The following is a 22,244-nucleotide window of genomic DNA, read 5'->3' as shown; positions in this document are numbered from 1 at the left end:
AATGTATTTATGCTTTTTCTTCCCATAAAGATACAACATGCAAAATTGTTTTGACCGCTTTTTCCATATCTTGTACAGATACCCACTCCTGTTTGCCATGAAATGCGTGTCCGCCTGCGAAGATATTAGGACATGGAAGGCCCATAAATGAAAGGCGTGAACCGTCGGTACCCCCTCGGATACTTCTTCTTTCCGCGACCATACCTGCTCTTGTAATCGCTTCCATACCGATTTCCATAATTTCTGGATGTTGATCCAGGACTTCTTTCATGTTGCGGTATTGCTCTTTTACAGTGAATGTATAGGTACAATTTGGATAACGCGCAACAATAGATTTTGCTATCGCTTCCAGTTCGTCTTCGTGTTTTTTAAGATTAGCTGTTGCATGATCACGGATGATAAATTGAATCTCCGCTTTTTCCACAGTCCCACTAATATTTACCGGATGCACAAATCCATCTTTCTTATTGGTACTTTCAGGAGAAAGTCTGTCTTTTGGTAGGGCATCTATAACTGCACTTGCGATTTTTATCGCACTCTGCATTTTGCCTTTCGCAAAGCCAGGATGTACGGAGACACCGTGGATTGTCAACGTTGCTCCATCTGCAGAGAATGTCTCATCTTCGATTGTGCCCGCTTTTTCACCATCCATAGTGTAGGCAAAGTCTGCTGCCAGGCGCTTTAGGTCCGCTTTATCAACACCACGGCCGATTTCTTCGTCTGGCGTGAATAAAATCTTGATATCACCATGTTTAATCTCCGGATGTTTCATCAATAGGCGTGCTGCATCCATGATTTCAGCTATACCAGCCTTATCGTCAGCGCCTAAAAGCGTTGTTCCACTGGCTGTAATCACATCATTTCCGATCTGGTTGGCTAGGTCAGGATGTTCTGCATATCTGATTACAATGCTGGTATCATCTGGTAGTATTAAATCTTGGCCTTGGTAATTCCGATGTACCAATGGCTTTACATCTTTGCCCGAAGAATCCGGAGAAGTGTCCATATGCGAGCAGAAACAGATCACAGGAACTTTCTTGGATGTATTAGAAGGAATAGTCGCATAGATGTATCCATTCTCGTCCATGGCGGCATCCGAAATGCCCAATGCTAAGAGTTCCGCTACCAATAATTTGCCCAGATTTTTCTGTTTTTCGGTAGATGGACATGTTGGTGAATTGACATCAGATTGTGTATCAATCTGTACGTAACGTTGAAATCTTTCCGAAACTGAAAAGTCGCTTATGTTATTAATCTCAAATGTACTCATGCTAATCGCCTTAATGTGATAAGGGTGACCAAATTTACAAATTCTAATGGGCTTCGGCCAAAAACAAACAAGACTTGTCAATAAACTGACAAGTCTTGTTTATAAGATCTAATATTTAGCGCAAGTCCCGTATTTTTCTCGGGACTAATAATCCTAGTTTAGTTTATTTTTTCTCATCTGCGTAGCCAAATACTTTCTGCAGGATATTTGTATTTCTGCTTCCACCGATATTGTTTCTGATTTTCGATTCCTGATCAGCGACTTTAATAAACAAGCCATCGATAGCTTTTTGCGTAACATAAGCGGTGAGATTTGTTTCCACCTTATTCCCTAGCGGTAAGTTATTATAGGCTGAAGTCAATTGCGTCCAATATTGATCCACATTATTGACGCCCATTGCAGACTGAATGACCGGGCTGAACTTTTTTGTTAATTCGGTTGATGTATTTGTCTTAAAAAATGTGGTTGCGGCATCCTGCTTGCTGCCCAATAGAATATTGGTCGCATCAGTAATGGTCATTTTAGATAATGCATTCACAAATACTGGTGCGGCTTCTTTTACGGCGCCTTCAGCTGCTCTGTTCATGCTCTGAATAAATTGATCACAAAGCTTGCCCATACCCACAGCGCGCAGTGTTTTTTCTACTTTTTGTGCCTCCGCAGGCATCAAAATCCTTACGGCTGCATCACCTAAGAAACCATCTTTTTTTGCCAGCGACTCAATACTGATATTAAGACCATTGCTTAACGCCTGTTTGATACCCAATGAAGCATCCTTGCTTGACAAGGAGGTCAATACGTTTGTTTTGGTCGAACCTGAACCAGAGACTGGAGTACCGGCTGCCGGTGAATTTGTATTTCTTGTGCTGTCGGTTTGACTTTGGTTTACCTTATTCAGCGCATCGTTGATCTTTTTAAAAATTTGCGCTTCACTTTTGTTGGAGTATAGAAGACCCGAAACAAATAACGCACAGTATAGCAATGGAAATTTCATCATGATATGTTTTGCTGTCAAAATTAAGGATATCGACTGTTAATTTTTCTAAAAGTTTAAATCCTGGGTTGTTCATCCCGTTAGATTGTCCAAACCCGTAGCAGATGCGCCACAATAGCGCCGTGACCAGCGCTATGTATTGTCACAATACCTTTGCTTTTTAGTATATCCCAAATAAAAAGTATCAAACTCATTTCATATCCTAATTATACCTAAAAAAAACACCCTAAAAGTTGATCAGGACTTTTAGGGTGCAGTTCAAAAAAAGCTTTATCCGTTACGGAAAAATTATTATTTAAATATTATATATACTATTTCCATGAAAGTGTTGTTACAACAGGAAAATGGTCGGAAGGAAACTTACTCAGATAAGTGTCTGTTAAAATACCATATTTCTTTGCCTGGAAAGGTTTGGTGATAAAGATATGGTCAATACGACCAGAAGCCCTAAGGCTCTTTCCCCAACCATTAAAAGAAGAGTTGGGCTCATATTTAAGCGGAGATACCTCATGTACATCGGTGACTACATTGCTTTTGGCAAGTGTAAAGTAAGCCTCATCTTTTTCGTCTACATTAAAGTCGCCTGTTAGGATCAGCGGAAGATCCTTCGCAAATTCTTTTGCTTTAGCCAGTATCAACTTTGCGCTTTCCGTTCTGGCGGTACGTCCGATATGGTCAAAATGGGTGTTCATAAAGATAAAACGCTTTTTATTGGCTTTATCTTCAAAAATTCCCCAGGTACAGATACGTGGTAAGGCTGCGTCCCAACCTTTGTTCGGATGTTCGGTATCTGTTGCTGAAAGCCAAAATGTGCCACTCTTTATCGCTTTGAACCTATTGGTATTGTAGTAAATGGCCGAGTGTTCGCCTTCCTGTGCACCATTATCGCGACCCACTCCGACATAGTTGAATCCGGGAAGTAGCGTTTTTAGATCCTGAACCTGATCATAAAAAGCTTCCTGAACACCGAATATATCAAAACCATGGTACTTAATCAGATTGGTCAAAGGCACTTTGCGGTCAACCCACATATTACCTGTGTCTACTGTATTTCTTTGCCTGATGTTGTAAGTGGCTGCAATAAAATCCTGTGCATAGGATATATACGATAGGCATAATGCTGCAGCGAGAATAACGTATTTTTTCATCTATTTTAATTTGTTCTTCAGTTGTGATGAAGCTATCCGATTTATTCATCGAGTGTATGTTTTAATCGGCATGCATAAGCTTGCTTTGCTCGATTATTTAATCCCTACTGTGCTCGAATAGATCATGATGGTTTCACATTGGAATAATTCATTTAGGAATAGCTACTTCGTGCTTAGAGATGCATAACATTCCGTTTTTGTTATTTAGTTCATTATTTTTTCAATACCTGAAGCAATAATTCCGGTTCATCTGTTGTGATAAAATCGATCTTTTGTCCAATTAGATTCTTCATTTCTTCTTCCGTATTGACTGTCCATGCATTCACCTTCATCCCCAGTTGATGCGCTTCCTGTAACCAGCCTGCATTCTTTTTGAAGACCGAAAAATGGTAATCCAGACCATTGACTCCTGCAGCATTCACATCAGCAGGTGATTTGTCTCCATTAAGATATTGGATATTTGCTTTAGGAGCGAGTTCATGGATCTTTTGACAGGCCTCAAAACTGAATGCGATATAATCTGTTATTTTCTCTGCTTTCAGATTTTTCACCATTTCAACAGCCTTTGTTGCAGCCTCAAGCGTGCGTTCTACACCGAGTTTGTTTGTTTTTAACTCTAGGATCAGGCGTAAACCCTTCAATTTTTTTCCTGCTTTGATATATTCTTCCAACGTTGGGATAGATTCCCCATTCGGATGTTTTTTTCCAAGGAGTTCTGTATATGTTGCTGTTGCGATGTCAATACCATAGAAATCATTGTCGTGGTTGACGACAAGAATATTGTCTTTGGTGAGGTGTACATCAAACTCAGAACCAAAGAGTTTGAGGTCATGTGCAGCTTTTAAAGACGCTATGGAATTTTGGGGAAGATGACTGTTTTTCCATACGCCACGATGTGCAATTGCTTTGGTCTGCGCAAATACTGTTGCCGATGAAATGACCATAGCCAGGGTCAGGCAGCTAAAAATGTGTTTTTTCATATGTGTTAGTTTGAAAGCTGATTTTGCAGCATAAAAAAAGTGGTACTTTTTATCCTGGTTCACAAGATCTAAAGTACCACTTTTATATGTAGTTATTGTTAACTGTAATTTATTTTTTACCATTCCACTCGGCCATGAATTCATCCAGGAATTCAAGCATGTACTGATGGCGGTGTTCTGCAATTCTTTTTGCGGCCGCTGTATTCATCTTATCTTTCAGCAGGAGTAGCTTCTCATGGAAGTGATTGATGGTCGGAGCCTCGGAATGTTTGTAGGCTTCCTTATCTTTATATTCCTGTACCGGAATATTTGGATTGTACATTTCGCGCCCTTTATTTCCACCAAAACTGAAGGCACGCGCAATTCCTATTGCACCGATGGCATCCAAACGGTCGGCATCCTGTACAATTTCCATTTCTTTGGAATGGAACGAAACTTCACCAAGACTTGCTTTAAAAGACATGTTAAAGATGATTTTTTTAACATGGTCAATAATTTCTGGAGAAATTTCTAGACTGACCAAAAACTCTCCGGCAACGCGAGGGCCAATTGTTTCGTCACCGTCATGGAATTTGCTGTCCGCGATATCATGCAGGAGCGCTGCTAATTCGCAGACCATGACATCAGCTTCTTCATCTTCTAAAATTAACTTCGTATTGTTCCATACGCGTTGAATATGCGACCAATCATGGCCTGCTTCTGCAAATTTCAGGCGATCTTGCACAAATGCGACTGTGCGTTCAATAATGTTATTCATACAATACTTTTGTTTTTTCGCGAGTACCCTCGTATAATTCGTATTCTAATAATCTACAATCTAATTTGCCATTATAAAATTCTATACGTCTGGATGCACGGAGCCCGATTTTCTTTGCGAGATCCGGATTTCCTGTAAATATATAGCCTCTATAACCTTTGCATTCCTGTTTCATAAAATCACCCATGCGCTTGTAGGTAATCTCCAACTTAGTATGCGTACCTAAACGTTCACCGTATTCTGGATTGAATAAGATGACACCGCCCTCTTTAGGAACGTGAGTTTCCGCAAAATCGCATACTTCAAATGAAATTAATTGTTCTACGCCTGCCGTGCGGGCATTCATCTTGGAAACGTTGATCGCTTCTTCGGATATATCCGTAGCGATAATCTGAGGAGCTGCCTTTTTATTGATCTGATCCTTTAATAAGCGGCGTTCCTGGAAGAAAACAGTTTCATCATAACCAATGAAATGCATAAACGAATAATTCATACGCAATAGTCCCGGTTTTCTATTGGTGGCAATCAACGCCGCTTCAATAGCTAAAGTCCCCGATCCACACATCGGATTGATGAATGCCGATACGCCATCCCATTTTGAGGCAATGATGGTTGAGGCGGCTAAGGCTTCCAGCATAGGTGCCTTGCCCGGAATCTTACGATACCCATGTTTCGCCAGCGTTTCTCCAGAGGTATCCAGGAAAATTTCAGCACGGTCGTCCTTCCAGTAGAGGTGAACAACAGCTTTGTTATTTTCCGGACCTGAATTCGGGCGCATACCTTTTTTATCTTTGATACGATCTACAATCGCATCTTTCACTTTGACATTCGCAAATAAAGGCGTGCTAATTGTCTCATTGTCCACATTGGAGCTCACCGAGAAATAACCATCAAATTGAATGAGCTCTTCCCAGGCAATCGTGCTCAGTTCTTCATAGAGCTCAGTAGGATTGTTCGCTGAAAATTCCTTTAAAGAATATAGAATCTGCGAGGCGGTACGCAAGTTCAGATTGAGCTTGATCGTATCGTTTACGCTGACTTTCAATTCGACTCCAGTAGGAAATGCTCTAACAATGTCAAAACCTAACTCTTTAACTTCCTGTTGCAAATACGGCGATAAGCGTTTATTGCACGTAATGATAACTTTATTGGGGGTGTTGAAAACTTCCATCATATTTTGTACAAAGTTAATTAAACTCTTCCTCAAAAATTGCTTAATTTTACGCTTTAATATTTATTTTTTTGATTATGGAAATTAGAGGAAAAGTACACGAGATAGGAGCGACACAACAAGTGACAGAATCATTCAAAAAACGCGATATGATTGTAGCTTATGCCGAAAACCCACAATTTGTTGAGTATATCCGTTTTGAGTCCACACAAGACAGAACTTCAATTTTTGATAACCTAGCGATTGGCGAAGAGGTAGAGGTATCTTTTAATCTTCGTGGTCGTCCATGGACAAATAAAGATGGCGTAACGACATATTTCAATTCATTGGTTGCATGGCGTGTAACAAAATTAGGAAATGCTGCTCCGGCACCATCTTCTCCAGGTTATGCGGATATGCCTGCTCCTGTGGATTTGTCTGGCTCATCAGATGACGATGACTTACCATTCTAGTCTGAAATAAGACATTCAAATCCTGTCGGCATAACCGAAACATGCATTGTATGTATCGATTTTGCCTTACAGTTTATCATATTAGACTGGACTGCCCGTTTGAGCAGTCCTTTTTATTTTGTACACATTCCGCCTTGGCTTCCTCCCCTTATTTGATAACCAACTAACGCGCCGTGCACTGTCGACAGCTCCCGGTATTCTATGGCGGGGAATTTTGGAGTTACATAAATTACTTTCTTGGCGCTGAAATTGCTTGATATCGGATACATTTAAATAAAAATAGCATATTATGAGATCAGCAACATTACTTATTTGTCTCGCAGCACTTTCTCTGAGCGCCTGCAATCAAACAAAAAAAGAAAATCAACAAGTGGTAACAACAGATTCCTCCGATCACACGGCGATGACAGCAGATACCACCCATACCTCTCAAAATTCCCTGGATTGGCCCGGTAAATATGAAGCCACGATCCCCTGTGCTGATTGTGAAGGGATCAAAACAAATATTACCTTAAAAAATGACAATACCTTTTCTATTGTAAGTGAATATATCAATAAGAACACCAAAGTTGAGGATTCAGGTAAAGTCATGTGGCATGATAACGGTTCGGTTGTACACCTGACAGGTAAAGAAACGAATATGAAATTAAAAGTAGGTGAAAATAAATTGATCGGGCTGGATCAGGAAGGCAAAGAGATCGATGGCCCTAATGCAGATCGCTATATTTACAATAAGGTCGAAGGCGAAAAATAAGCGCTGATCAAATCGAACTAACCGCTCACATACTTTCCAAACGGGATTTTTCGCAGGCAATACGTCAGTAAAGCACTGGAAAGTAAGGTGAGTACCGCTGCGACCGGTATTTTCCAGAATGTCGCTAATGGGAGTAGCGGATGAATATAGTTCAAAAACAAGATATGGCTTAGATAGATACCAAAACTATGGATGTCGATGAATTCCCAGAATGCATTCAACCGTTCTGGGAGTTTTAGACATTGGATAAAAACAAATAGTAAGCCTGCACTTAATGCAATATTGGGTGAAAGATAATTATACAATGTAGGGTCAAATTCCCCTTTTTCCACACTAAGATAATAAGTACCCCAACCCGTAATCAGACAACAGCCTATAAAGAAGGGGAGGCTAGACCATCTTAACTGAGGGACTGGATGATTGTAGAGATAGTATCCCAAGACGAGATAACCCATATAACCTGTAAAGAAGGTTAAGTCAAAATTCGGAAGATAGGCATTAAACCATTTGTTGCTGAAAAACAGCGCGGCAAACCATAGGCATAGGAAAATCTCAAGCTCTCTTTTTGAACAGTTCCGGATCATTTTTCGCAAAAAAGGGATGGCCAGATAGAGCCCAATGAGCATATATAGGTACCATAAGTGTGCATTGCTTCCTGACTTTAAGCGAATTAACACAATGTTAATAACTTGTGGAAAACCCACGTACTCAAAATCAATGTATCGGATAAAATAATAGATCAGGTAGACGAGGGTCCAAAAGACAAATGGTGGAATGATTTTAGACAAACGCTTTTTATAGAATGTATCCGTCTTTTCATCTCGCTGTAAAAGTAATGCGCCGGAAATGATGACAAAGAGTGGAACGGCAAAGCGTGAAAAGCTGTTGATCCAGTTGGCGTAATCCCAGTCAAAAGAATCAAAATCGTTACTGTTTAAATAGCCCGAAGAAGAGTGGATTAAGATAATCAAAAAAATTGCGATGATACGCAATACACTGATATAACTACTTCGGACCATTTGATTTTCTAAATATTAACTCTTATTGTCATAAACCTTGAGATACAGCAAGGTCAGCAAAGCCCCGATACTCGCCATACCTACCCCCACCAGTGAAGGCGTATTGTAAGCCAGCCCTAATGTGATGGGAATTCCTCCCAAAAATGCGCCTAGTGTGTTGCCCAGATTAAATGCGGCCTGCCCCCCTGCGGCAGCTAATGTTGCGGACTCCTTCGAGGCCCGGATTAACATCAACTGGGTTGGCGAACCGATCGTGAAGGATACTAAACCCGTAATGAACGCTAGAGGATAAGCTGTCCAGCCCAGAGGCGAAATAAAATAGACCATAACCAAACAGATTGCCATAGCTGAAAAACTCGCGATCGCCGCTTTTGTAGGTGAAATCGTATCTGCCAATTTCCCGCCGATCAGATTACCGAAAAACATACCAATACCGATTAAAATCATTATCAGCGGCACCCGGTCGGCTGGAACGCCAGAAACTTTAGTCGCCAAGGGCGCGATATAGCTGATCCAGGCAAACAATCCACCTGTACCGATGGCAATAATCGCCATTAATAACCAAGCAATCTTTTTGTTGAAAAAGCTGAGCTGATTGAATATATTATTGCCTTTAGAAGCCTCAATTTTTGGCATCCAGGCATATATTGCGGCGAAGGTAATTAGTCCCAGTATACTGATAATGCCGTAAGTCAGTCGCCAGGAATAATGATGACCAAGATAGGTTCCTAACGGAACTCCGGCAAGGTTTGCAATGGTCATGCCCGTAAACATGATCGAGATAGCCTGAGCTTCCTTTCCTTTAGGAGCAAGTTTAGCTGCAACGACAGATCCTACACCAAAAAATGCGCCGTGTGGGAGTCCGGCCATAAAACGTGAAATACTGATCAGAAATTGTCCCGGTGCGATACTGAACAGGCCGTTGAAAATAAAAAAGAGCAACATCAGAAAGAGTAAAACCTTTTTGGGAGGATATTTACCCGTAAATAAAACCAAAGTCGGAGCGCCCACAACTACGCCGAGTGCATACAGCGCAATCAGATGTGCCGCGGTAGGGATTTCGATATGCAGATCCTTCGCGATATCAGGTAGAATACCCATCATCGTAAATTCAGTCATCCCGATGGCGAGTCCCCCAAAAGCTAAGGCAATAATTCCTTTGTTCATATGGATGGTTGGAAGTTGATAGTCAAAAGTAAAAATAAAAACTGGGTTATTACATGTTGATTTATACATCGATGTAATAATTCCTTTAGTCAAGCCAATCGATCAAGAGCGGGGAGAAGTAGACCCGCCAAATGCCTGGTATAAAAAATAAAGGTGAAGGAGCAAGGATTAAAGACAGTGCTCGTAAGCCGTTGGCTTGAACAAGTAATGTTTAAATACTAATATCTCAATCCTAATATCTCTTCTTAGGTACGCAGGTGATATCTTTGATCTTTCTTAAGATGATCGGACGTTGATCTAATCGGCTCTCCAATACGACTGAGTCCGCCGAATGATAGACAACTTTAAAGCGTGGGATATATTGCCCCGAAAGGTAACAACCTGAGATTTTCTGTTTGCCATTTTCTTTGGTGTATATGCCATCTACGATAACAGAATCTCCCCGTAACACATAAATCCCTTTGGCATGTTCCGTCCAGGAGCCATTTTTATAGCAACTATCCGGAATCGTCTGTACTTTGTTGTTCACATGCATTGTCGCATAAACCGAATCACAGGTAAACTTAAATTCAGCCAAGGTATATTGCATCATCTGCTGCTGTCCCGGGATACTGTCCTGTACCCACTCCCCCTGTAAAAACGGGGCGCCTTCGCCCTGCATCTCCGAATTAAATTTGCAGGCGGTAAAAAAGAAAAACATACCTAAGGCAAGAGCCCATAGGTATGTTTTCGAGAATATATTTTTTATTGAAATTATTGCCACAGCTTATTTTAAACTTCCAACCATCTCTTCAGGTTTTACCCAAGCATCAAAATCTTCTGGGGTCACATAACCCAGACGTACGGCCTCTTCTTTAAGTGTCGTACCGTTTTTATGTGCCGTTTGTGCAATTTCAGCAGCTTTGTAATACCCGATTTTCGTATTCAGTGCAGTGACCAACATCAACGAGTTGTCAACCAATTCTTTAATGCGTTTGTAATTAGGCTCGATACCTGCCGCACAGTGTTCTTCAAAAGAAACACAGGCGTCACCCAGTAAACGTGCAGATTGCAAGAAGTTCGCTGCCATCAATGGTTTGAAGACGTTCAACTCATAATGTCCTTGTGTACCACCGATTGTAATAGCAACATCGTTACCCATCACCTGAGCCGCCACCATTGTCAACGCTTCACATTGTGTAGGATTCACTTTACCTGGCATAATAGATGATCCCGGTTCGTTTTCTGGAATAAGGATTTCACCGATACCTGAACGCGGGCCCGAAGCCAACATACGGATGTCATTCGCAATTTTATTCAACGCAACTGCCAATTGCTTCAATGCACCATGTGTTTCAACGATCGCATCATGCGCTGCCAAAGCTTCAAATTTGTTTTCAGCGGTAACAAAGGGAAGACCTGTAAATTCAGCAATGTATTTGGCAACAACAACATCATAACCCTTAGGTGTGTTTAAGCCAGTTCCTACGGCAGTACCCCCCAATGCGACCTCAGATAAATGTGAAAGGGTATTTCGTAGTGCTTTTAAACCATGGTTTAATTGGGCAACATAACCTGAAATCTCTTGGCCTAATGTCAAAGGTGTTGCATCCATCAAGTGCGTACGACCGATTTTAACAACATTCTTGAACTCTTCCGCTTTTTTAGCCAATGTATCACGTAGTTTCTCTACACCTGGGATAGTTACTTCGGCAACAGCTTTATAGGCTGCAATATGCATTCCGGTAGGAAATGTATCATTTGATGACTGTGATTTGTTTACATCATCGTTTGCCTTCAATACAGGTTCGCCTTCGCCAATCTTATGTCCAGCCAATACTTGGGCACGGTTTGCCACAACTTCATTCACATTCATGTTTGACTGTGTTCCCGAACCAGTTTGCCAAATGACCAAAGGGAATTGATCGTCTAATTTACCTGCTAGGATCTCATCGCATACAGCTGCAATAGCATCACGCTTTTCAATAGGTAATACACCCAATTCGTGGTTTGCATAAGCCGCAGCTTTTTTCAGGTAAGCAAAACCTGCAATGATCTCATGCGGCATAGAAGCTGCCGGTCCGATTTTGAAGTTGTTGCGTGAACGTTCCGTTTGCGCACCCCAGTATTTATCTGCAGGTACCTGAACTTCACCCATCGTATCTTTTTCAATTCTGAATGACATATTGTTTTGTATAAATAAAACGTAAAAATTAATCAGTAGCTGTGCATTGCACAGAATACATCGACCACAAAGTTAACGGATAATACAGTAAAAAGTAAAAATTAAAAGGTAAAAATCAAAAATTGAAACAATTAGTGAGCCGTAGGCTTGTACAACCAAAATCGATATACCCATTACTCGATACTCAAAAACCAAGGCGCTTGCCCAGGAATTCATGCACATGATGAAAGACCTGCTTTGGTTTTAATGCACGCCAGGATAGTTCATTGAGTGCACCGCCAAAATTGATGTAGTAATCAATATTCTGTTGTTGAAATTCCTGAATGACATGGTCCCGGAAGCCCACTCCAGCAATCCAGCCATCGTCGATATCCTGGAACCATTCCTCGTAATAGGAATCATCTGACGTATGGAAATTCAATACATTCTCTCCAATAAGGATAAAATACTTTATACCTTGGCTGATCATAACATCAATAAGCTCTCTCTTCAACAGCATAATATCGTTGTATATGGCGTCATTCCATTCACCGATCAATTCGATAATACAGTATTGTTTTTCATAGTCGACAAATAATACCTTTAAATATAGCGTGAGCGAGCCAAATTCATCCCATTGCGGATGTAGCAGAAAGTTATAGATCTGTTTGTCGAAATCGAATTCGCTATAGACCGTACCATAAAATGGTGATTGTTCGTCTTCGGCAGCAATGTAATAGTCGCGCCAATTGTAGTAAGGTTCGATTTCGTGCATGTTTTAAGTTCCTTTCCAAGTTCAAACTAAGATAAATTTGTGCTTATTTGCAAGTTTCATTGCTGCTATTTCCCATTTTCGATTAAATCCGATGACAGGAGCTTCAGCAGGTAAACAGCCAGCGACAATTTTTTGTTTTTAATGTAAAATTATACAGCTCTGTACGGGTTAAACCGAATAAACTTGTTACTTTTGAAGGGTAAATTGAGGGTGCGCAGGCTCGGTTTATCATTTTATAAACACTGGTTTTTTCCAATGCAAAAGAGTATCAAACGAAATATTTTTGTAGCCGCTACATATGCGGCAGTATTGCTCCTTGGCTTGTTGTTGGGCCAGAATTATGCCGAAGAACAAGGAAGCAACCAAAAAACAACGTTTTCAAGTTTGGGCTCCAATGGTAATTCGGATAAATTGCAGTACCTTATCCAGCTGATTGCCGAAAATTATGTTGACAATATTAGTGTCGATACCGTGCAGGATGAAGCCATTGAACACGTCGTTTCACGCCTCGATCCTTTCTCTACATTTTTACGTCCCAATCAGGTGCTCGCTAAACAGGAGACCCTGGAAGGTTCTTTCGATGGGATAGGGGTGGAATATTTTCGTTTGAAGGACACCTTGCTTGTCGTGGGAATGGTATCCGCTGGACCTGCGGAAAAAAGCGGCATGCGGATCGGTGACCGTATTCTAAAAATCGGCAATAAAGATCTTGCAGGAAAAAAGGTGCCTGAAGCTGAAATAGAAAAATTAATCCGTGGAAAAAAAGGAACAGCCGTACTTATTTCGATTCAACGCAATGGACAGACACTTGTTAATCCACTGAAAGTTATCCGCGATCAGGTAAATGTAAGCAGTCTGGATGCGTCCTATATGATTGCACCCAAAACCGCTTATATCAAGATCCGACGCTTTGGACATAAGACCGCGGATGAATTTAGACAATCATTGATTGATCTGCGAAAAAGCGGTGCCCAGGATCTTATCTTGGACCTCCGGAATAATGGTGGTGGATTTGTGCATACTGCCATTGATTTGGCCGGGCAGTTTTTCAAAGAAAAGAGACTGTTGATGTACACCGAGGGAGCCAATGAATTACGTCAGGACTATTATTCCGAAAAACCCGGTGACTTTAGTGATGGTCGCGTTGTGGTATTGATCAACGAAAGTACAGCATCAGCAAGTGAGATCTTGAGCGGCGCCTTACAGGACTTAGATCGGGCCACTGTCGTGGGAAGACGATCCTATGGAAAAGGTTTGGTTCAGGAACAGTTCGATTTCTCAGATGGTTCGGCAGTGAATTTGACCGTAGCGCGTTATTATACTCCCCTTGGCAGATGTATTCAACGCAAATATAGCCGGGCAAATTTTGATGCCGCGAAATATATGACCGGTTTTGACCTATGGACACTCGATACCGAATTTCGTCAAAAAGAAATGTTTACGACAAGCAAAGGCAAGCTGGTTTTTGGTGGTGGTGGGATTTTGCCGGATGTGAATATCCCAATTGATACGAACGAAACCAGTGCGAAATATCGAGAAATCTACCACTCAAATGCAATCGAAGAATTTGTATATGATCGGTTCACCAAACATCTCCCCGCATATTCCATTGAAAACTTTATCAGTGGATACCATTTGCCCGCAGCAGAGTTTGATCTTTTTATCTCATTTCTGAATACACAAAAACGGATTCCTGTAACTGCGAAAGAAGCAAAAAATCTACATGATCTGATTCAGTCGGATATCGAAGCGTTGGTCGGAAGATATTATTTTGGCCGTGAAGCCTATTATAAAATAAAAAACAGAAGGGATAAATTTATCGAAATAGGCCTCAAATCATTGGGTTATCAGCCCCCTAAGGTTTAAGCCGTAAATCTGACCATACCGGATAATGGTCGGAGAGCTTTTGTTTGACAACCTGATAATTCATAACCTCAAATTTTGGACTGGCAAAGATATAGTCAATCTGAAAAATCGGCAAAAGTGCGTGATGCGTAACGCCCCATCCATTTCCCTTTTCTTTGAAGGCATTATACATGCCATCGCCTATTAGATTCACCGAGTAACTCATTGGGGTATCATTAAAATCACCGACAGCGATATAAGGATATTGGCACTCATTCATATGCTTTTTTAGCGAATGAGCCTGTTCACTACGGAGCTCAAAAGCATTTTTTAATTTCCGGCTCAGCCGACGGGTAGCCCTATTGTCTGCCTCATTCTTGTTGGACAGATTCTGAATAAATTCCTTGTCTTCATTTTGTAGCGCAAACGATCGCAAGTGGATATTATAGATGCGTACCAAGGTATCCTGTTTTTTAATATCCACATAAGATATTCTGTTGATGCCGTAGTCATTGTCGCGAATAGTTCCCGAATCATAAATGGGAAAACGGGATAAAACAGCCATACCATAAGCCTCGTAGTCATTTTTGGAACTGGGCTCAAAGAAGAAATAATCGTAGCCCAATTTGTCCTTAAACTCCTCCGAGAAGACATGTTTCCCTTTGATTTTACTGATATACTCCTGAAAGCAGATGACATCAGGGGAGATGCTATCAATGATACGCACTACATCTGCCTTAAAGTTCTTTTTTTCATCATCAACTTTTTTGAACAGATGCGCATTGAAAGTCATGATACGTAATGTTCGTGTTTCAGGCGGAAAAGGCGGGTTTTCTTTGCGGATATTCCAGTGTTTGGTCAGAAAGGGCCAGCCCGCTAAAATAGCTATCAGGGAGTAGAGCGCTACCTTTCGTTTACGAAGCAGCCAATAGCATATAAACCCAATATTGACCAAAAGAATAGGAAGGTAGCCTAAGCCCAGAAACGCAATGGGCCAAAAAGATTTCGGGTTGATGAAGGTCGCTGAATAACTCATGAGCAACGCGATGATCGCCAGCATGTTTGCCAGGAACATGGTTTTGCTTATAAATCCCAGTTTTCTTCTTAAAAATGTCCTTCTATCCATCAACCTTGTCGCCACTATTGCTTGCCCTAAAGAGCGTTTCTTTTTCATGGTGTGTCAGACTTTCATAACCAGATACTGAAATCTTGTCCAGGATGGCATCGATTTCATCCTGATTGGGTAAGTCATAACGATGTTTCCGATTTGTCGGTATATGATTGCCTACAACAACTTTCATTTTTGCAGGTTTTTTTTGTTTCTTTTGAAAAAGTGTAGACCAGTCCATTCCTGATCGTAAGGCATAGGTAAAGGCCATTCCAAACAGAACGACAGCAAAGTAAGACACCGCAGCAGGTCGGTTGCCAATGGTGAAAAATAAGAATTCCAACGCAAAATATATGATGGCTACGATTTTTAATTTAACCGTGCCAAAAAGTAATAGTCGCAACTCATAATTCGGTACCAACACGACAATGGCAGCAAGTACAGCCGCCAATGGGTGAGCTCCACCCATTAAATGCAGATTTGTAGGGGGCGGAATCAGGGTGCCAAAACCAACATAAAGAATACTACCCAAGAGCCATGAGGTAATGTAGACAAAGAAAAATTGTCTTTTATTTAAGAAGGTAAAGAAGATTTGGCCAACCCAATACAACCAAAGACTGTCAAAAATGAGGTTCAAAAGCTGAACATAGACAAAATTGGACGAAATCACAGACCAAGGTTGCGCTAAGAAAGCCGAAAAATTACTAGGTAAGCTCAAATTCTTGACAATAGGTTGTAGGAAACTTTGAGAGATGAATTTCAGCTCAAAGAGCAGGTCCAAGAAATAAATGAGGACAAATAAGCATACCTGAATACTGATCACAACCGGAATCGGTGAACCTGTTTTATACGTTTGTCTCCAAAAATCTTTTAAACCAATGCTATTCATGACGCGCGCTATTAATAAATCCCCTTTCTAATCCTCCAAAGTTTGAGCAACAAGTAGCCAAAAAGTGCACCACCAACGTGTGCAAGATGGGCTACCGAATCCCCAGGCCTAGATAAGCTCATATAGATCTCGATCAAAATATATCCTCCGATCATATATTTTGCTTTGATTGGTACAGGAATAAACAAAAATTGAAGCGGTATGTTTGGGAAAAGGTAAGCAAAAGCGAGTAATACACCATATATGGCCCCGGAAGCACCCAACATTGGTATTACATATGTTAAAGCCTCATTACTACCTGTATTTGCTAATGAAAAAATCTCATTGCCGCTCATGCCATGCAGCGGAGCAAGTGAACCAGTGGCATTATAGAGTTGTATACCACTCACCGCTGTATATAGAAACCAAGCGCCAATTCCTGAAATCAAATAGAAATTTAGGAAACGTTTCGACCCAAGTACCTGTTCAATCATCGGACCGAATATAACAAGCGAAAACATATTGAAGAAAATATGGGCAATGTTATTTTTGTCATGCATAAACATATGTGTAATCACCTGCCAGATTTTAAAATATGGGGAGTCTGGATAATAGACTGCAAGATAATCATATGCAATAGGCACAAGTTGCGATCCAATATAAAATATGATATTTACGATCAGTAAATTCTTGATAACGGGTGTCAATTGTTGAAACATATAGTTTTATCTGCTAGTTTTTACCAAATTTTTCGGCTAATTCCTGCAAGGTAAATGTTACGATAACAGGATTGCCATAAATGGAGATATTCGGCGATTGACAGGCAAAGAGCTTGTCGACCAATTCTGCCATAGCCGTATTGTCAAGCTGTGTGCCCGGTTTGATAGCAGCATTACGGGCAAGGCTTTTGGCCAGGTTCTCTCGTTTTGCCAGCTTGTATTCGGATTGATTATTTTTATAATCTTCCAATATTTTTTCAATCATTTTGATCTCATCAAAACCTGTTCCCAAGTCAGCTGGAATTCCGTCAATAATATAGGAATTTTTTCCAAATTCACGAATCTGAAAACCCAATCCATTGATGTCATCCAATAAGTCCTTCATCAGTTCATTATCTGCAGGGTTGAGGTCTATGGTCTGTGGAAATAAACTCTGTTGGCTTAAACCTTTATGTTGATCAAGTTGTGTCAGAAACTGTTCAAACAAAATACGTTCGTGGGCAGCTTGTTGGTCAATAAGAATGAAACCAGAGTGAATCTGCGAAACAATATACTTGTTGTGTAGCTGAAAAAATAATTTAGAAGAAGTTTTATCCTCTACTTGCATCGCTTGTGGCCGATCCGTTTCCAATTCGGAATCCCTATGCAAAGGAAGCTGTACAGACTCCTCTTTTTCGACGATTTCGTACAATGAATCCCAATTGCTTGGTATTCCACCTGTTTTTTTTGCAAAGCCCTCTGCATAATTATCCGATCTGGAATAGGATGATTTGGACTTGTCTGTGTCAAAAGGGTTGAAATCAGGATTAAAGGTCACCGTCGGGGCAATGATTTCATCCAATGATTTCTTTGTAATCAGGTTGGAGAAACTTGTTTCCTGTTCAAAATCCAAAGAAGGCATGATATTATAGCGTCCCAACGACCTTTTCACTGCTGAGCGGATGATTGCATAAATTGCTTTGTCATCTTCATACTTGATCTCGGTCTTGGTGGGGTGTACGTTAATATCGATACGTGCTGGATCGATATCAATAAAGAGGACATAAAATGGAAACGTTTCCGCTTGCATAATATCCTCATACGCATTCATAACCGCATGGTGCAGATAAGGATCACGTACAAACCGTCTATTGACAAAGAAAAACTGCTCACCCCGTGTTTTCTTTGCAAATTCAGGTTTACCGACAAATCCATCCACTTTAATAATGGACGTATCCTCCTCTACAGGAACCAATCGTTGGTTATAGTTGTTTCCGAAGATATGGACAATCCGTTGTTTCAGCGTCTCAGCTGGGAGATGATAAATTTCATTCCCATCACTATGTAAGGAGAGAAAAATCTGCGGATTGGATAAGGCGATACGTTGAAATTCATCAATGATATGACGCATTTCAACAGAATTGCTTTTTAAGAAGTTCCTGCGGGCAGGAATATTATAAAAAAGATTTTTGACTAAAATATTGGTTCCAGCAGCGACCGCTTCTGGATATTGGTTGACGACTTTTGATCCTTCTATTTCGACGACAGTGCCAAGTTCATCCTCGACGCGACGTGTTTTAAGTTCGACTTGTGCTATCGCAGCAATGGAGGCCATTGCTTCCCCACGGAAACCCATCGTGCGGATCGCAAATAAATCCTCCGCTTTGCGGATTTTTGAAGTTGCATGACGTTCAAAGCAAAGACGGGCATCCGTGACACTCATGCCACAGCCATTGTCAATGACCTGGATCAACGATTTCCCTGCATCTTTAACAATAAGTTTGATTTTGTCAGCTCCAGCATCAATGGCATTCTCAATCAATTCTTTAATGGCAGACGCTGGCCGCTGCACCACTTCTCCCGCCGCAATCTGATTAGCAACATTATCTGGAAGTAATTGAATAATATCCGACATATAATACAAAGTTACGAAATATCCATATTTAGAAAGCACAAACCCAAATGAAAATCAACCGGATATTCCATATGGCCTTTAAAATCGACCGAGACGGCTGCTTTTAAATATCGTGTGATGAATAAACAATAGTCCCTACGAGCCGAAGCACCTAACTGGAACCGGTCAACAAGCAGGCGTTCCCCACAGTCGTCTGAAGGGATTACATTTCCAGTTTGAGGAAACGTGCGGTTTCGCTTTTCTTGTTTTTAATTAAATTTTCTGGAGTGCCTTCAAATAATACCTGACCACCTTCTTTTCCGCCTTCAGGACCGATATCAACCACCCAATCCGCAGATTTGACAACATCTAGGTTATGCTCGATAATCAACACCGTATTGCCACGGTCTACCAGTCGGTTAATCACACCCATTAACACATTGACGTCTTCAAAATGAAGCCCTGTTGTGGGTTCATCAAGGATGTAAAATGTGTTTCCCGTATCTTTCTTGGAAAGTTCTGTAGCAAGTTTCACCCGCTGGGCCTCCCCTCCAGATAAGGTTGTCGAAGATTGACCTAAGGTAATATACCCTAAACCTACATCCTGCAAGGTTTTGATTTTTCTATAAATGCTAGGTACATTTTCAAAGAAATCGACAGCATCATTGATGCTCATGTCAAGTACGTCTGAAATAGATTTACCCTTGTAGCGTACTTCCAAAGTTTCTCGGTTATAACGCTTTCCGTGGCATGTTTCACAGGGAACCTGCACATCAGGAAGGAAATTCATTTCAATCACTTTCAATCCCGCTCCCTGACAGGTTTCACAACGGCCACCTTTGACATTGAAAGAAAAACGACCAGGTTTATAGCCCCTGATTTTCGCTTCGGGAAGCTGCACAAAAAGTGTGCGTATATCGGAGAATACACCTGTATACGTAGAAGGATTGGAGCGTGGCGTACGGCCAATAGGACTTTGATCGATTTCAATGACTTTATCGATATGTTCCAGACCTTCAATTTTTTTGAATGGAAGCGGAGTGGCTTTCGCCCGGAAGAAATGTTTATTTAAGATCGGGTACAAGGTGCCGGTAATCAAACTCGATTTACCAGAGCCCGAAACACCTGATACCACAATCAGTTTACCGAGCGGGAAGCTTACTGTCAGGTTTTTCAGATTATGTCCCGTAGCACCATGAATGGTCAGCGTTTTGCCATTGCCTTCACGCCGTTTCTCCGGGATCTTAACCTCTTTTTTCCCGTTAAGATAAGCTGCGGTCAAGGAATCCGATTTTAAGATCGCATCGGGTTGCCCCTCAGCAACGACTGTACCTCCGTGGACACCTGCCGCCGGACCCATATCAATCACATAATCCGCATGTAAGATCATGTCCTTATCATGTTCAACAACCAAAACTGAATTGCCGATATCACGCAAGTTTTTAAGTGCGTTGATGAGACGTTCATTATCGCGCTGATGTAATCCGATGCTCGGTTCATCCAGAATATAAAGGACATTGACCAACTGTGAACCGATCTGGGTAGCCAAACGGATCCGTTGCGCTTCCCCACCAGATAAAGTTTTTGCGGTTCGATCCAATGTCAGATAATTCAAACCTACATCCAAAAGAAAGCCCAAACGAGCCCTTATTTCTTTGAGTATTTCTGTAGCAATGACCAGCTGGCGTTCATCCAGTTTGCTCTCTACCTGATCGAACCATTCTTTCAAGGCCGAAATATCTAATGTCGATAGCTCGTGGATATTCTTGTCTGCGATCTTAAAGTGAAGCGATTCTTTCTTCAATCGTGCTCCCTCGCAGGTAGGACAGGTTACTTTGGTCCTGAAATCATCCAATGAAGGGGCTTCATCCGAAGATTTTCCGGAAAACTCCTCGAGCATTTTGAAAATACCTTCAAATTCCACACGGTATTCACGGGTGCCATAACTTCCATAGGATACGGTGACAACAATAGGTTCTTCCTTATTACCAAACAAAAGTTGGTCTATCTGCTCATCGCTCAGTTTTTCCAATGGCGTGGTTACCGCAAAATCCAATTTTTTGGCTACGGCTTTCAGTACCTCAAAAGTCCAGTTCTCCCGTGTTGGCCCCAATGGTGCTAGTCCGCCTTTTTGAATACTGAGTTTCTTGTCAGGAATAACAGCGTTTTTGTCAATTTCAAAGATGTAACCTAATCCATCACATGTAGGACAGGCACCATAAGGTGAGTTGAATGAGAAGGTGTTTGGCTGCGGTTCATCATAGGAGATCCCTGATTCCGCATCCATCAGGTAACGGCTATAAAATTGTTCCTGATTATCTTTGGTAGACACTTTGATAATGCCTTTTGCTGTTTTCATGGCTTGCATTACCGAAGTCTGCAGTCGCTTTTTGTCATCGCGTTCTATTTTCAGTCGGTCCACGACAATCTCGATATCGTGAATCTTATAGCGATCGACTTGCATTTTTGGCACAAGATCCAATATTTCACCGTCTACACGTACTTTGACATAACCCTGTTTACGGATTTGCTCAAAAAGCTCCCGATAATGTCCTTTACGTCCTTTGACGACGGGAGCAAGGATATTTAATGCTTGCCCTTCAAACTCATCCAAAATACGGTCGATCACCTGGTCGTCAGACATACGTTCCATTTTTTTGCCTGTGACATAGGAAAAAGCTTCACCTGCACGGGCAAACAGAAGACGCATAAAGTCGTAAACTTCGGTAATGGTTCCTACGGTTGATCTTGGATTTTTGCTTGTTGTCTTTTGTTCGATCGAAATCACTGGACTTAGCCCCGATATCTTATCCACGTCCGGACGCTCCATGCCACCTAAAAACTGACGGCTATAAGCGCTAAAAGTTTCCATATACCGACGTTGTCCCTCTGCATAAATGGTGTCAAAAGCCAGGGAAGACTTTCCACTACCACTTAAACCCGTGATAACGACCAATTCATTTCTCGGAAATGAAACATCAATATTTTTAAGATTGTGCGCGCGCGCGCCAAATACCTGAACTTCACTCTGTTCGCCCAAATCTGGGCTTCTTTTTATCGCCATGAAAACTCCTTAAAACCCTTGTAAAGGGATAAAATGCAAAACATGCAAAATTACAGATTTTAAAGGAATTATGCGAGTCTATCTGACTTTTGGAATAAAATGTGATATACATGTGATTTGTGGATTCTGTCAGGCCT

At 41.2% G+C, this 22,244-nt stretch carries 19 protein-coding genes; 3 read left to right on the top strand and 16 right to left on the bottom strand.

The features are described from left to right. Nucleotides 1-7: 7 nt before the first annotated feature. The 6 genes from pepT to ABDW32_RS10385 form a co-directional block, all read right to left on the bottom strand. On the bottom strand, nucleotides 8-1,270 hold the full coding sequence (pepT, locus tag ABDW32_RS10410) for a peptidase T (protein WP_343562092.1): 1,263 nt from the start codon (nucleotides 1,268-1,270) through the stop codon (nucleotides 8-10). 163 nt (nucleotides 1,271-1,433) lie between these two features. Next, nucleotides 1,434-2,267, bottom strand: coding sequence for a DUF4197 domain-containing protein (locus tag ABDW32_RS10405; protein ID WP_343562090.1), 834 nt, complete (start codon nucleotides 2,265-2,267; stop codon nucleotides 1,434-1,436). A 308-nt stretch (nucleotides 2,268-2,575) separates the two neighbouring features. Then, entirely contained in the window at nucleotides 2,576-3,412 is an 837-nt protein-coding gene (locus ABDW32_RS10400) for an endonuclease/exonuclease/phosphatase family protein (protein ID WP_343562088.1), read from the bottom strand. A 212-nt stretch (nucleotides 3,413-3,624) separates the two neighbouring features. Continuing rightward, entirely contained in the window at nucleotides 3,625-4,392 is a 768-nt protein-coding gene (locus ABDW32_RS10395) for a glycerophosphodiester phosphodiesterase family protein (protein ID WP_343562086.1), read from the bottom strand. 109 nt (nucleotides 4,393-4,501) lie between these two features. Continuing rightward, on the bottom strand, nucleotides 4,502-5,149 hold the full coding sequence (locus ABDW32_RS10390; protein ID WP_343562084.1) for an HD domain-containing protein: 648 nt from the start codon (nucleotides 5,147-5,149) through the stop codon (nucleotides 4,502-4,504). Next, nucleotides 5,142-6,320 carry a class I SAM-dependent RNA methyltransferase gene (locus ABDW32_RS10385; protein WP_343562644.1) on the bottom strand — a complete coding sequence of 393 codons (1,179 nt, stop codon included), beginning with the start codon at nucleotides 6,318-6,320 and terminating at the stop codon, nucleotides 5,142-5,144. Before ABDW32_RS10385 ends, ABDW32_RS10390 begins: the two co-directional genes overlap by 8 nt. A 77-nt stretch (nucleotides 6,321-6,397) precedes the next feature. On the opposite strand from ABDW32_RS10385, the gene ABDW32_RS10380 reads away from it, so the two are divergent. Both ABDW32_RS10380 and ABDW32_RS10375 read left to right on the top strand, forming a co-directional pair. Further along, nucleotides 6,398-6,772, top strand: a complete 375-nt coding sequence (locus ABDW32_RS10380) for a DUF3127 domain-containing protein (RefSeq protein WP_077437102.1) — start codon at nucleotides 6,398-6,400, stop codon at nucleotides 6,770-6,772. 289 nt (nucleotides 6,773-7,061) lie between these two features. Next, nucleotides 7,062-7,526 (top strand): copper resistance protein NlpE, encoded by a 465-nt coding sequence (locus tag ABDW32_RS10375; RefSeq protein ID WP_343562082.1) that lies wholly within the window; start codon nucleotides 7,062-7,064, stop codon nucleotides 7,524-7,526. 17 nt (nucleotides 7,527-7,543) lie between these two features. On the opposite strand, the gene ABDW32_RS10370 is transcribed toward ABDW32_RS10375, so the two are convergent. From ABDW32_RS10370 to ABDW32_RS10350, 5 genes are all read right to left on the bottom strand, one after another. Then, nucleotides 7,544-8,545 (bottom strand): acyltransferase family protein, encoded by a 1,002-nt coding sequence (locus ABDW32_RS10370; RefSeq protein ID WP_343562080.1) that lies wholly within the window; start codon nucleotides 8,543-8,545, stop codon nucleotides 7,544-7,546. Between the two features lie 15 nt (nucleotides 8,546-8,560). Further along, a complete protein-coding gene (locus ABDW32_RS10365) occupies nucleotides 8,561-9,712 on the bottom strand; it encodes an MFS transporter (RefSeq protein WP_343562078.1) in 1,152 nt (383 codons plus the stop codon). Nucleotides 9,713-9,944: 232 nt separating this feature from the next. Then, on the bottom strand, nucleotides 9,945-10,475 hold the full coding sequence (locus ABDW32_RS10360) for a fumarate hydratase (protein WP_343562076.1): 531 nt from the start codon (nucleotides 10,473-10,475) through the stop codon (nucleotides 9,945-9,947). A 3-nt stretch (nucleotides 10,476-10,478) separates the two neighbouring features. Next, the gene (gene fumC / locus ABDW32_RS10355) at nucleotides 10,479-11,876 is read right to left on the bottom strand and encodes a class II fumarate hydratase (RefSeq protein ID WP_343562074.1); all 1,398 of its coding nucleotides are present in this window, start codon (nucleotides 11,874-11,876) and stop codon (nucleotides 10,479-10,481) included. 184 nt (nucleotides 11,877-12,060) lie between these two features. Further along, a complete protein-coding gene (locus ABDW32_RS10350; RefSeq protein ID WP_343562073.1) occupies nucleotides 12,061-12,630 on the bottom strand; it encodes a hypothetical protein in 570 nt (189 codons plus the stop codon). A gap of 255 nt (nucleotides 12,631-12,885) precedes the next feature. Here ABDW32_RS10350 and ABDW32_RS10345 point away from each other — a divergent pair, with 255 nt between their 5' ends. Next, nucleotides 12,886-14,496 (top strand): S41 family peptidase, encoded by a 1,611-nt coding sequence (locus tag ABDW32_RS10345; protein WP_343562070.1) that lies wholly within the window; start codon nucleotides 12,886-12,888, stop codon nucleotides 14,494-14,496. On the opposite strand, the gene ABDW32_RS10340 is transcribed toward ABDW32_RS10345, so the two are convergent. From ABDW32_RS10340 to uvrA, 5 genes are all read right to left on the bottom strand, one after another. After that, the gene (locus ABDW32_RS10340) at nucleotides 14,486-15,649 is read right to left on the bottom strand and encodes an endonuclease/exonuclease/phosphatase family protein (RefSeq protein ID WP_343562068.1); all 1,164 of its coding nucleotides are present in this window, start codon (nucleotides 15,647-15,649) and stop codon (nucleotides 14,486-14,488) included. The genes ABDW32_RS10345 and ABDW32_RS10340 overlap by 11 nt on opposite strands. Further along, the gene (locus ABDW32_RS10335; RefSeq protein ID WP_343562066.1) at nucleotides 15,594-16,472 is read right to left on the bottom strand and encodes a rhomboid family intramembrane serine protease; all 879 of its coding nucleotides are present in this window, start codon (nucleotides 16,470-16,472) and stop codon (nucleotides 15,594-15,596) included. Before ABDW32_RS10335 ends, ABDW32_RS10340 begins: the two co-directional genes overlap by 56 nt. Nucleotides 16,473-16,483: 11 nt before the next feature. Beyond that, complete coding sequence (locus tag ABDW32_RS10330; protein ID WP_343562064.1) at nucleotides 16,484-17,170, bottom strand: rhomboid family intramembrane serine protease; 687 nt, start codon at nucleotides 17,168-17,170, stop codon at nucleotides 16,484-16,486. Between the two features lie 13 nt (nucleotides 17,171-17,183). Continuing rightward, nucleotides 17,184-19,064, bottom strand: coding sequence for a DNA mismatch repair endonuclease MutL (mutL, locus tag ABDW32_RS10325; RefSeq protein WP_343562062.1), 1,881 nt, complete (start codon nucleotides 19,062-19,064; stop codon nucleotides 17,184-17,186). 202 nt (nucleotides 19,065-19,266) lie between these two features. Next, a complete protein-coding gene (gene uvrA, locus ABDW32_RS10320) occupies nucleotides 19,267-22,107 on the bottom strand; it encodes an excinuclease ABC subunit UvrA (RefSeq protein WP_343562060.1) in 2,841 nt (946 codons plus the stop codon). Nucleotides 22,108-22,244: the final 137 nt, after the last annotated feature.

This window comes from Sphingobacterium sp. (assembly GCF_039596235.1).
Taxonomy (GTDB): Bacteria; Bacteroidota; Bacteroidia; order Sphingobacteriales; family Sphingobacteriaceae; genus Sphingobacterium.
This window is presented reverse-complemented; position numbering and strand designations above follow the sequence as displayed.